Source organism: Bartonella sp. B17 (genome assembly GCF_053795755.1).
Genome location: NZ_CP200032.1, coordinates 860,765 through 872,773, shown reverse-complemented (window position 1 = coordinate 872,773; position 12,009 = coordinate 860,765). Strand labels below are relative to the sequence as shown.

At 40.8% G+C, this 12,009-nt stretch carries 10 protein-coding genes; all 10 read right to left on the bottom strand.

The genetic code is table 11. From position 1 onward, the window contains the following. Window positions 1–5 precede the first annotated feature (5 nt). Window positions 6–899 carry an outer membrane protein assembly factor BamD gene (locus tag V4B18_RS03810; protein ID WP_455476487.1) on the bottom strand — a complete coding sequence of 298 codons (894 nt, stop codon included), beginning with the start codon at window positions 897–899 and terminating at the stop codon, window positions 6–8. Window positions 900–1,070: 171 nt separating this feature from the next. Continuing rightward, complete coding sequence (lpxC, locus tag V4B18_RS03805; RefSeq protein WP_455476523.1) at window positions 1,071–1,946, bottom strand: UDP-3-O-acyl-N-acetylglucosamine deacetylase; 876 nt, start codon at window positions 1,944–1,946, stop codon at window positions 1,071–1,073. Between the two features lie 199 nt (window positions 1,947–2,145). Then, window positions 2,146–3,906: a cell division protein FtsZ gene (gene ftsZ / locus V4B18_RS03800; protein ID WP_455476486.1), complete on the bottom strand. Its 1,761-nt coding sequence runs from the start codon at window positions 3,904–3,906 to the stop codon at window positions 2,146–2,148. 76 nt (window positions 3,907–3,982) lie between these two features. Further along, window positions 3,983–5,281, bottom strand: coding sequence for a cell division protein FtsA (gene ftsA, locus V4B18_RS03795; RefSeq protein WP_455476485.1), 1,299 nt, complete (start codon window positions 5,279–5,281; stop codon window positions 3,983–3,985). Beyond that, entirely contained in the window at window positions 5,281–6,183 is a 903-nt protein-coding gene (locus tag V4B18_RS03790) for a cell division protein FtsQ/DivIB (protein WP_455476484.1), read from the bottom strand. The genes ftsA and V4B18_RS03790 overlap by 1 nt, the downstream gene beginning before the upstream one ends. After that, on the bottom strand, window positions 6,171–7,091 hold the full coding sequence (locus V4B18_RS03785; protein WP_455476483.1) for a D-alanine--D-alanine ligase: 921 nt from the start codon (window positions 7,089–7,091) through the stop codon (window positions 6,171–6,173). Before V4B18_RS03785 ends, V4B18_RS03790 begins: the two co-directional genes overlap by 13 nt. Window positions 7,092–7,331: 240 nt before the next feature. Continuing rightward, window positions 7,332–8,309 (bottom strand): UDP-N-acetylmuramate dehydrogenase, encoded by a 978-nt coding sequence (gene murB, locus V4B18_RS03780; protein ID WP_455476482.1) that lies wholly within the window; start codon window positions 8,307–8,309, stop codon window positions 7,332–7,334. Beyond that, window positions 8,287–9,714: a UDP-N-acetylmuramate--L-alanine ligase gene (gene murC, locus V4B18_RS03775; RefSeq protein ID WP_455476481.1), complete on the bottom strand. Its 1,428-nt coding sequence runs from the start codon at window positions 9,712–9,714 to the stop codon at window positions 8,287–8,289. The genes murB and murC overlap by 23 nt, the downstream gene beginning before the upstream one ends. Continuing rightward, the gene (gene murG / locus V4B18_RS03770) at window positions 9,698–10,834 is read right to left on the bottom strand and encodes an undecaprenyldiphospho-muramoylpentapeptide beta-N-acetylglucosaminyltransferase (RefSeq protein ID WP_455476480.1); all 1,137 of its coding nucleotides are present in this window, start codon (window positions 10,832–10,834) and stop codon (window positions 9,698–9,700) included. The genes murC and murG overlap by 17 nt, the downstream gene beginning before the upstream one ends. After that, on the bottom strand, window positions 10,824–11,981 hold the full coding sequence (locus V4B18_RS03765) for an FtsW/RodA/SpoVE family cell cycle protein (protein ID WP_455476522.1): 1,158 nt from the start codon (window positions 11,979–11,981) through the stop codon (window positions 10,824–10,826). The genes murG and V4B18_RS03765 overlap by 11 nt, the downstream gene beginning before the upstream one ends. Window positions 11,982–12,009 lie beyond the last annotated feature (28 nt).

Sequence of the window (12,009 nt, the reverse complement as noted above, 5' to 3'; positions counted from 1 at the left end):
TAAAATCAACGTGCCTTATTTTTATTACCACTCAAAGCATGTGAGATCCAAGAAGATTTATGCTCCTGCGGCGATATTCTCTTTTTTTTCAATAAATTGTAAGATAATCTATACCACTCACTTTTTGGATAATTACGTCCTAAAATAGCTGCTGCTGTCTGAGCCTCCATAGTTAAGCCAAGGGCAAGATTTACCTCTGTTAAGCGGAAAAGCGCTTCTTCAATTTGGTTTGTGTCTGAATACTCTTCAACCACTGTACGGAATCTTCTACTTGCAGCAAGATACCGCCGACCTTCTTCATAGTAACGACCAATCTGCATCTCTTTACCAGCCAGCTGCTCACGCCCAAAACGTATTTTAGCTTTAGCATCCTTAACATACTTAGAATTTGGATATCGCTCTATAAGAAGCTGCATAGCAGCAATAGCGCGTTTAGTATCTCGTTGATCGCGTGTAACATCAGGAATTTGGTGAAAAGAAGAAAGACCAATAATATAATAAGCGTAAGCTGCATCATTTGCGCTTGGATAAAGAGTAATATAACGCTGAGCCATACTAACTGCATCATCATACTTGGCAAGGCGGTAATTTGTAAAAGCGCCCATCACTAAAGATTTACGCCCCCAATCAGTATAAGCGTACTGTTTTTCAATCGTAAGAAACTTTTTTGATGCCTCCTCAAGTCGCCCACTATTAAGATTAGCAAGTGCCTGATTATACAAAACATCTGGTGGATCAATCGCTAAAACATATGCAGATGAAGGAAGAGTATTTTTTTCTTTAAATAAACAACCTGCCAGCAAGAGAGTACTCCCCAAAAGAACTCCACTCAAAATTCTACATCTAATATTAGATTTCCCATATGCCATATTTTCAATACGTATGTAAGGTTTTGTCATAATTTTTTTTTGGCCTCCAGAAAACATTACCTTGTAGCAAAAGTCATCTATAAAAAAAACCTTATACCACATCACTTTAAAACCCACTAACCCATTTATAATCTTAGATCAATTATTCTATTAAAAATCAAAAAAGCTCTAATAAAATCTTTTTAATTTTTTTCACTCAACCTATAAATTCACTTTTTCATAGTATGATTCATCCGCTAACATAGCTTTAACCAACTGCAAATTCATCTTATGTCCACTGCAATGTGAGCGAAATAATCCAATAAAAGGCCCTCCAAGCAGAGCAGTATCACCAATTGCATCAAGTATTTTATGCCGAACACATTCATTTTCCCAATAAAAACCATCTGGATTCATAATTTTGTTATCAAAATCAATAACAAGAGAATTTTCCAAAGAAGCGCCTAACCCTTTTCCAGAAGCTCGTAGTCTTTCTACGTCTTTGATAAAGCCAAAAGTACGTGCACGTGACAAATCGTCTCGAAACCCTTGTAAAGTAAGATCAAAAACTAAGCTTTGTTTACCAATAACAGAAGAAGAAAAAGAAATCGTTACATCAAAGCGACAGCCATCAAACGGCAAAAACTCTGCACCGCCACCGTCCATTTCAACGCGCAATGGCTTTTTTATAACAAAATAGGAACGCAATGCATCCTGCTGCACAACACCAGCTTCTTCAAAACCTTGACAATACTGCCATGAAGAACCGTCCAAAATAGGGATCTCATTGCCTGACACCTCAATAATAAGATTATCCAAATTATAAGCTGCAATCGCAGCCATCAAATGTTCAATTGTATCAATCCTTACATCTCCATGTCCAAGCGTTGTTGATAATTCAACTGCTCCTATTTGCAATGCATGTGCTTGAAATACTTGCTCTATTCCATCCACTCCACAACGCTTAAAAAGAATACCACACCCAGCATCTGCTGGATAAATTTTAACCATAGACAAACATCCACTATGGACGCCACATCCTTGAAATGTTACGGGCTTTTTAAGAGTAGATTGATATTTTTGCATTAAATTCATAATATTACTTTATTGATTTTTTTATGCTTTCTTTTAATATTAAAAATCATAAAAAACATAAGCTATAATAAATAATAAACCCGCCTATTTCATATAAGCGGGTTTACAAAGAACATAAAAACATTTCCCACTCTACGGCATAAAGCTTTTATCTAACTATGGAAGAAGTACAACAATTTCCCCTCTTCTTAGTTTTTGTCAATTAATATACTTGACGACGCAAAAACGCTGGTATTTCTAGCTGATCTTCCTCACTTATAGCACGCTGCTCTTGCGATGCATGTGGATGCAATTCTCCAGAACGACGCGGAACATAAAAAGAAGAATCTTGAGAAAATGCCTGAGAACTTTTACCATAAGCAGAAGTTTCTTGCTGCTGAGATCTAACAGCAGGCTCTAATCGAGCTTCTGGTTCTACTTCTTCACGAGATGATATGCTCTGTTTTAAACGTTGCCAAAGATTACGAGGTCCTTGATCAGCAGAAACAGATCTCCCACTTTGTCCTTGAGCAACGGGAGGAAAATCCTTTAACTCAGGCATACGCACTGGTGCTGAACGAGGCTGAATCTGTTGCACATGCTTCTCATTGCGCCTCACAACTGCTCCTTTCATTTCATTAAGAGCATGCGCTGTTGCTTCCATACTCACTGCCGCAGTCATGGATTGGTGAGCAGCACGATTAATCTGCGCACGCGATGCACTTGACAGCTGCCCTTGTGCAGCAACACCTGATCCATAAGGGAAAGCATTCACACTTCGCGCAGAAGCTGCATCCGCAGGTTGTGCAAAAATTTGACTTTTTGGTTGAAATTTTTCTTCAGTAGATTTTCCCATTTCCACTTCAAGTGCTTCTATCATCTCTCCCATTGGCTCAGAACGTGAGTGAGAAGGGGTTTGGGAATGAAAAGAAGTTTGCGAAACTCCAAGATCGCTTTTGCGCATTGAAGTTGTAGGTCTTTGCATTTTAGGATGAGAAGGTTGAACCACCTCACTGACATCACGATCTATACCCGTTGCAACCACAGACACACGAATAACACCCTCTAGGGATTCATCATCAATAGCACCAAATATAACATTCGCATCAGCATCAACTTCTTCGCGAATACGATTAGCAGCTTCATCCACTTCAAATAAAGTCATATCACGACCGCCGGTAATAGAAATCAAAAGACCACGAGCACCGCGCATAGAAGTGTCATCCAACAGCGGATTAGCAATAGCAGCTTCAGCAGCAGCCAAAGCACGCCCATCGCCGGACGCTTCACCAGTTCCCATCATTGCACGACCCATTTCATGCATAACAGAACGAACATCTGCAAAATCAAGATTAATAAGTCCCTCTTTAATCATCAAATCTGTAATGGAAGCCACACCAGAATAAAGCACCTGATCAGCCATAGCAAAAGCATCAGCAAAAGTTGTCTTTTCATCGGCAATGCGAAAAAGATTTTGGTTCGGAATAACAATCAATGTATCAACAGATTTTTGTAATTCTTCAATACCAGTCTCTGCCGTTTTCATACGACGAGCACCTTCAAACTGAAATGGTTTTGTCACAACACCAACAGTCAAAATACCCTTTTCACGCGCTGCGCGAGCAACAACAGGCGCTGCTCCCGTTCCGGTACCACCTCCCATACCTGCGGTAATGAAAACCATATGGGAATCTGCAAGATGATCAATAATTTCATCAATACACTCATCTGCGGCTGCTTGACCAACCTCTGGTAAAGCACCAGCACCTAAACCTTCTGTCACTGCCGCACCAAGCTGGATCACACGTTCAGCTTTTGACATCGCCAAAGCCTGCGCATCCGTATTAGCAACAACAAAATCAACTCCCTGAAGACCAGCATTAATCATATTGTTCACGGCATTCCCACCACCACCACCAACACCAAAAACGGTAATGCGTGGCTTCAATTCCGCGATATCTGGCCGATGCAGATTAATCGTCATTTCCTTTTCCTTTTCATAAGACATCGCAAGCCAAAGCGATGAAAATTAACTTTTAACTTTATTTAAATAAACTCACTTAAAAACTCTCACGCAACCACTGACCAACACGTTGCAAACATCCACGCGTGCCCATAGATAAATGATTTACTGCCGCTTGTACTGTTTTTTCTTCAAACTCCATTAATTGCGGATAAATTAACAACCCAACAGCAGATGAAAATGCCGCCCCTTTTGCAAGAGAAGGAAGCCTTGAAATACCCAAGGGTCGTCCCATACGAACATTTCTCCCCAATATAGTACATGCCATTTCTGGTAACCCTATTAATTGACTTGCTCCCCCAGTTAAAATGACACGCTTCCCAATAATATGACCAAAACCAGATCGATTAAGACAATCGCGCACCATTTCCAATATTTCTTCAACACGTGCACGAATAATACGACAAAGAACAGAACGTGGATATTGGGTTTCACGATGCTCATTCCCAAGCTCCATCACATTAATCATATGCCGATCATCAGCGCTGGACAAAAGCGCTGAACCATACTTAACCTTTAAACGCTCTGCCTCTTCAATAGACGTAGAGAAGCCACGTGCAACGTCAAGAGTCACATGGCGTCCACCAACCGCAAGGACATCTGCGTGAACAAATTTTCCTTCAGAAAACACTGAAAATGTTGTTGTTCCGCCACCAAAATCAATACATGCCGCGCCTAAACGCGCCTCATCATTAATTAAAACAGCAAGACCACTTGCTAAGGGAGTTGCAACCATTGCTTCGACACTCAAGTGCGCACGATTAATGCAGGTTTCTAAATTACGCAAAGACGCTGTTTCTGCTGCCACAACATGCACATCCACACCAAATAATTCTCCCATCATTCCAACAGGGTCAGAAATTCCTTTATCTCCATCCAATACATAAGATAATGGAACCGAATGCACGACATGACGCTCAACATCAAAAACTTTTCGCGAAACATCTGCCAATGCCATACGCACATCACGCGCAGTTACTTCACGACCATTTAAACGTACCATTCCATTGATAAGAGCACTTTGTAATCGACCGGAAGAAAAACTCACAATCACTGAATCTACCAATAAACCAGCCATTTTTTCTGCCGCATCAACGGCCAATCGTATTGATTGCTCTGCCGCGAACATATCCATTACAACACCCGATTTAATACCGCGTGAACGCTGCACTCCCAAACCTAAAATTTCTATAGAGTGCGTACGACCATGTAAATGCTGCTTATACTTTAAAGGACGCAAACAAGCAATGAGGCAAACGATCTTGCTTGACCCCACATCAAGAACTGTTAAATAACGCGTTTTACGTCCGCTTAGATGATGTACCCCTAGCAACATTATAGTCCCCCTGCTTTACGCGCCTTTAAAGCGCGTTCTTCTTCTGCCACAGCAGCACTACGACGTTCTAACGCCTCATCTGATAAGGAAACTGTAATCCTATCAAAAAGACGCAAATCAATACTTAAAACATCAAGCGAAAAAAGACTTTGTGCTTGCCCTTCCTCAATAAGAGAGGCCAATCTTGTTAATGCACCATTTTCAGGCAACATAACGCGTACCCCATTATCCAAAATAAGATCCCAACGCCGATCACCTATACGTACATAAGCGCGAACACGATCATACACTTGCGGATACGCTGAAAGCGCTTGAATAAATGCTTTGGCAGAATTTGGTGCACCTTGCCCCACAACAAGAGGAAAACCTTGGACTACCCCTCCCTGAAAAGGCACAATTACGCGCCCTGCATTATCAATAATATCCATCATACCATCATGTTGCCAAATTGCATATGGCTCACGCTCCACAACTGAAATACGCAAGCGATTGGGATAAATCTTCTGAACATTAGCCGATTGAATCCAAACTTGTTGTTCTAAAACAGAACGCGCCTTATCAACATCAAAGATAAATATTGATGGAAAAACATCAAGTCCTAGAAGCTTCAAAATTTCCTGTTTTACGACACGCTTATTGCCACGTACATCGACATCAGTGACCACAAAGCCAATATCCGACATTGTCGTTGTCATAATCATTTCCATGCGACCACTCGATAAAATTCCATAAAGCATTGTCACTAAGAAAAAAAATACAACTGCAAAAGAACCTAAATGGCGAGGCACATGAATATTGACAAGCTCAAACATAAACCAAAAAAAGCGGCGATAAAGGCGTGGAAGAGCTGGCACTGATAATGCCATCTGAACATTTGTTTTATCAACATTCAACGCATACATGACGCGTCCTCCACCATCCACTGAACGATATCGCTATAAGTACGACCACTCGCTTTTGCGATATCAGGAAACAGAGACGTTGATGTCATGCCAGGCTGCGTATTAATTTCAAGCCAAATCAACTCTTCCGCTTCCTCATTAAAACGAAAATCAGAACGGCTAACACCTCGACAACCTATTGCCCGATGTGCCGCCAAAGACATTTCTTGCACTTTTTGGTAAATATTTGGTGAAAGTTGTGCAGGACAAATGTGAAGAGAGCCACCAGATTTATATTTTGATTCATAATTATAAAACTGAAAACACTGATCGGGTATAATTTCACAAACATCCAAAACTTCATTTCCCAAAACAGCACAAGTCAGCTCACGTCCAGGAATATATTTTTCAACGATTACTTCATCTGTATAAGCCCATTCAGCTCCCACAATATTATGCGGCGGCGAAGATTCATGCCTCTTTACAATTACAACGCCAAAACTCGACCCTTCACACACAGGCTTAATCACATAAGGAGGCTCTATAGGATGCTTCTGCCCCACAGCAAAACGACTCATCACACAAGAAGGAGCGACAGAAACACCAGCGCTAGCAACAATAATTTTCGCACGTCCCTTATCCATTGCCAATGCTGATGCCATCACTCCAGAATGAGTATAAGGAATCTTTAAATACTCAAGAATACCTTGAATGCTCCCATCCTCACCAAATGGCCCATGCAATGCATTAAAAGCAATATCGGGACGCAATTGCTCTAGAACAGAAGCAATATGACTATCAACATCCACACGGCTCACACGATATCCTTTGGCTTCAAGAACATCCGCACAAGAAGATCCTGAAGACAAGCTTATAGACCGCTCAGAAGAAAATCCCCCCATCAATACAGCTATATGCTCATCATTCATAACGAATTTTTCCTTTTTGTATACTACATATAGACCACATAGAAATCACCAATACCATATACAGAAAAAAACAAGATTTATCTTTGCGAATCAATAATCTAGCATCTCTCCCTAATGAATCAGACTCAGGCGCATGACGCAAGAGTCTACATGTTAATTTATTGATTCTTAACGAATTTTTTTTATTATCTCTTTGAAATGACTCATTTTTTTTTGGTTAATTTCTTTATGTCCAAAAAATCAACGAAATTGATCAAAAGAGGGAACTATACGGCTTTGCTCAAATTGACCAATACGCTGTATTTCCCACTGCAATAAATGAGATGAGTGGGAAAAAACACGCGCACGCACTGTTTCACCCAATGCTTCCAAATCATAACCTGTTGCATGCCCCGTATTAATCATAAAATTACAGTGCATTTCACTCATTTGAGCACCGCCGATCTTCAAACCACGGCACCCTGCCTCATCAATAACACGCCAAGCAGATGTATCTTTGGGATTGCGGAAAGTTGATCCACCTGTTTTTTCACGAATAGGTTGTACTGTTTCCCGATGATAAGCAACTTCATCCATGGCAGCACGAATATCATCTCTATTCCCTCGCTGCCCTTCCAACAAAGCAGCAGTAAAAATGAGATCTTCAGGGATATCGCAATGACGATAAGAATAACGCATATCTGCCAAACTTAAGGTACGACGCTGCCCCTTACGATCAAGCGTATAAACCTCAACGACACATGCGGCTGTTTCAATACCATTAGCTCCTGCATTCATTTTTAGTGCTCCACCAAGACCACCAGGAATACCATGATAAAAATGAAAACCTGCAATCTCAGCCTCCAAAGCTGCTGCTGCTAAATGTTTATCCGCCGTAGCAGCTCCAACTAAAAAACGTGTCGGAGAAACTTGCTGCACTTGCCCAAAACCTTTTGCCGAAAGACGAATAACCACTCCAGGGATACCTCCATCCCGAATAAGAAGATTAGAACCAATTCCCACAATTGTTACAGGAATGCATTCAGGCAAAACATGAAGGAAAAGGGCTAAATCTGCCTCATCAGCAGGCTGATAAAAAAGCTCAGCCAACCCACCAGTGCGAAACCACGTCACTTTCCGCATATCAACATTAGGTGTAAGCTTCCCTTTTATTCCACCCAACACCGATTGCAACCGCGCCAACAGCGCCTCACCATCAATTACTTGAAAATTCATCATTGTTATCAAGTACCATTAACTTATTAGGCAATGCATAAGCCCATTGTGTAATATTTCCTGCACCAAGAAAAACAATATAATCACTAGGCTTAGAAAATGTAGATACAACCGAAACAACATCCTCTAAACAGTTAACCAAACGCACATCACGATGTCCTGCCATTTTAATATGCTCTACTAATTCTTTAGCACCAAAACCAGTAACTGGCTCTTCACCAGCCGCATAAACAGGTGCAATCATCACTGTATCTGCATCATTAAAACAGGCTGCAAAATCATCAAATAAATTACGTAAACGTGAGTAGCGATGCGGCTGTACAACTGCAATGACCCGCCCTTTTGTACTTTCACGGGCTGCACGTAAAACAGCCTTTATTTCAACAGGATGATGCCCATAATCATCAAATATCTCAACACCACGCCAACTCCCTGTTTGCGTAAAACGCCGTTTCACTCCGCTAAATTCTGCTAAACCCTTTTTTATAGATTCATTTGAAATACCAAGCTCGTGAGCAATGGCAATTGCTGCAGTTGCATTAGAAACATTGTGCTTTCCAGACATCGGCAGAACCAAATTTCTAAACTCAGTTTCTCTTCCTGTTTTTCTTGACCGAATAAGAACATCAAAACGCGTTTTTTGACCATCCATCAATAAATTAAGGAAACGAACATCAGCTTGTGGGTTTTCTCCATAAGTAATTACCCAACGATCATCAATACGACTAGCCAATGTTTGAACTTCTGGGTGATCAAGGCACAAAACAGCAAAGCCATAAAATGGAACATTCTCTACAAATTGCCAAAAAGCATCACGGACAGCACTAAAACTACCGTAATGGTCCAAATGCTCAGAGTCTATACTTGTAATAACAGCAATATCAGCGGGTAATTTTAAAAATGTACCATCACTTTCATCAGCTTCAACGACCATCCAATCACCATCACCCATACGAGCATTAGTACCATAAGCATTGATAATACCGCCATTAATCACCATCGGATCAAAACGACCAGCATCAAGAAGCGCTGCAATCATTGACGTGGTCGTTGTTTTTCCATGCGTACCACCAACAGCAATTGCCCGACGAAATCTCATCAATTCAGCCAGCATTTCCGCACGCTTTACAATCGGCAAATGTTTTTCTTTCGCAGCAATATATTCAGGATTTGTTTTTTTTACAGCAGTAGAAATAACAACAACCTCTGCATCCCTTAAATTTTCAGCATGATGGCCTATGTAAACATTAATTCCTTTATCTCGTAAGCGTTTAACATTTGCATTATCAGTTTGATCGGATCCTTGCACTTTATAGCCAAGACTGTGCAAAACCTCAGCAATTCCACTCATACCAATCCCACCGATGCCGACAAAATAGATAAGACCTATATTAAGCGGCATTTTCATCAAAAAACTCCTCTTTAATATCCGACAACAACCGCTCTGCAATCAACGCTTCCACCATATCAGCAAGACGACTTGTTGCATGGGGTTGCCCAACCTGTTTTGCAGCCAGCGCTTGTTTTTCCAATAAATACGGTTCACAACAAGCATGCGTTAAGAAAGACGCAAGTTTTTGTGCATTTAAATCCTTTTCTGGTATAATCTGAGCACCCCCCACTGCAGAAAGCAATGCGGCATTTGCTGCCTGATCATGATCTAAAGCATAGGGATATGGAATGAGTAAAGCAGGCCGACCAATCACAGCTATTTCACAAACAGATGAAGCACCAGCGCGTGACAAAATAAAATGAGATTGCGCCATGTGTTCAGCCATATTATCAAAAAAAGGAGCAACTTCTGCTTGTACGCCCATATCGTGATAAACTTTTTCCAACTCTACTGCTTCACTCCGAACTTGCTGAACAATCCGTAAACGTTTACGGATCCCATTATCCAGCAAAGCAACTGCTTCTGGCACAATTTGTGAAAAAAAAGATGCCCCCTGACTCCCACCAAAAACCAAAAAGTAAAATGGCTTATCACCAATAGAAGGACAATAAGGAACTTCTGCAGCCTTGAGAACAGCATCACGCACAGGATTCCCCGTAAGAAGTGTTTTATGAGTATGGGGACTATTTGGCGACAATAAGCCACCTGCTATCGCAGACACCATAGTTGCCAACACCCGATTGGCACGTCCCATGACAGCATTTTGTTCATGAATAAACGTTATGCGCCTCGTTAAAAAAGCGGCTATAAGAGGAGGAACTGTCGGATAACCACCAAATCCACCAACAAGAACAGGACGCAATTTATAAAAAAGTGCTAATGATTGCCCCATTCCCTTTAAGAGGGATCCAAATGTCTTTATAAATGCAAAAGGATGACGCCGTGCAAATGTTGCAGATGAAACAATATGAACATGTTCTTTATCGAAGTGACGCACAAAACGCTTAGCTCTTTCATCTGTTACCAAATGAACATCATACCCGCGCTGCCTTAATTCAACAGCAAGCGCTTCTGCAGGGAAAAGATGTCCCCCTGTACCACCAGCAACTAAAACAATAACTTTTTTATTTGTCATAAGTAGCATCCAGAACAACAGATGAAGGAAAAGCTGAAAGACGTGCTTCTGGCCAGCGACGTGTCAAACTAAGCAAAATGCCCATGGAAATAGCAATCGCTATCATAGATGAGCCACCATAAGAAATAAATGGCAATGTCATACCTTTTGGAGGCATTAAATGCAAATTAACAGCCATGTTAATCCCTGATTGAAAGCCAATCATCATTGCTATGCCAGTAATACCAAAACGTGTAAATGTGTCACGCGTATTTATTGCTAAATAAAGTGAGCGCATGACGATAAAGCCAAAAAGCATCAAAATCAATAAACAGAGGATGATACCATATTCTTCAGCAGCAACTGAAAATACAAAATCCGTATGGCTATCAGGAATGATACGTTTAATCGCTCCCTCGCCTGGTCCTTGTCCAAACCAACCGCCATTCAAAATAGCCTCACGTCCAACATCCACTTGAAAGGTATCGCCTTTACCTGTCCAAAAACCATTTATCCGTTCACGTACATGGTGAATAAAAAGATATGCGGAAATGCCTCCTACAAGACCTAAAATAATAAATAATAAAATAATGGTTATAGGCACACCTGTAACAAAAAACAAACCGCCCCACGCTATACTAAGTAACAATGTCTGACCAATATCGGGCTGTAAAACGAGAAGCGTACAACAAAAAACATAAAGTGCAATAGCGAATATGTAATTGAAAATACCCCGACGTCTCACCTGTTCTGAAAAAATCCAAGCCGACATAACAACAAAAGCTGGCTTCATAAATTCAGAAGCTTGTATAGAAACACCAAATACACGAATCCACCGTCGTGCTCCCTTTAATTCTGGACCAAAGAATAAAGTTGCAATCATAAGAACAAGCATTACAATTAACAAAAGAGCGCATAAACGACGAATATTACGGGGAGAAAAAAAAGAAATAGTAATCAAAGTAAAAAATGCAAAAACGCTAAAAATGATATGCCAACGAACAAAATAAAAACTATCAGCGATCCCGATTTTTTTCGCAATGGCAGGACTTGCTGCAAAAGACAACATAATCCCAATTCCCATCAACATCAAACAAGCAGCAAAAATGGAACGATCAATTGTCCACCACCAATTAGCAATGGGATCTCGATCTATACGTGTAACCATCATATTCACTTTATCCTTTTCACTATTT

Bases quoted from the DNA above. Each gene is read 5' to 3' on its own strand.
- V4B18_RS03765 (WP_455476522.1), bottom strand. From the start codon at position 11,981: ATGGTTACACGTATAGATCGAGATCCCATTGCTAATTGGTGGTGGACA.
- murB (WP_455476482.1), bottom strand. From the start codon at position 8,309: ATGATGAATTTTCAAGTAATTGATGGTGAGGCGCTGTTGGCGCGGTTG.
- V4B18_RS03810 (WP_455476487.1), bottom strand. From the start codon at position 899: ATGACAAAACCTTACATACGTATTGAAAATATGGCATATGGGAAATCT.
- murC (WP_455476481.1), bottom strand. From the start codon at position 9,714: ATGAAAATGCCGCTTAATATAGGTCTTATCTATTTTGTCGGCATCGGT.
- ftsZ (WP_455476486.1), bottom strand. From the start codon at position 3,906: ATGACGATTAATCTGCATCGGCCAGATATCGCGGAATTGAAGCCACGC.
- V4B18_RS03790 (WP_455476484.1), bottom strand. From the start codon at position 6,183: ATGTATGCGTTGAATGTTGATAAAACAAATGTTCAGATGGCATTATCA.
- ftsA (WP_455476485.1), bottom strand. From the start codon at position 5,281: ATGTTGCTAGGGGTACATCATCTAAGCGGACGTAAAACGCGTTATTTA.
- V4B18_RS03785 (WP_455476483.1), bottom strand. From the start codon at position 7,091: ATGAATGATGAGCATATAGCTGTATTGATGGGGGGATTTTCTTCTGAG.
- murG (WP_455476480.1), bottom strand. From the start codon at position 10,834: ATGACAAATAAAAAAGTTATTGTTTTAGTTGCTGGTGGTACAGGGGGA.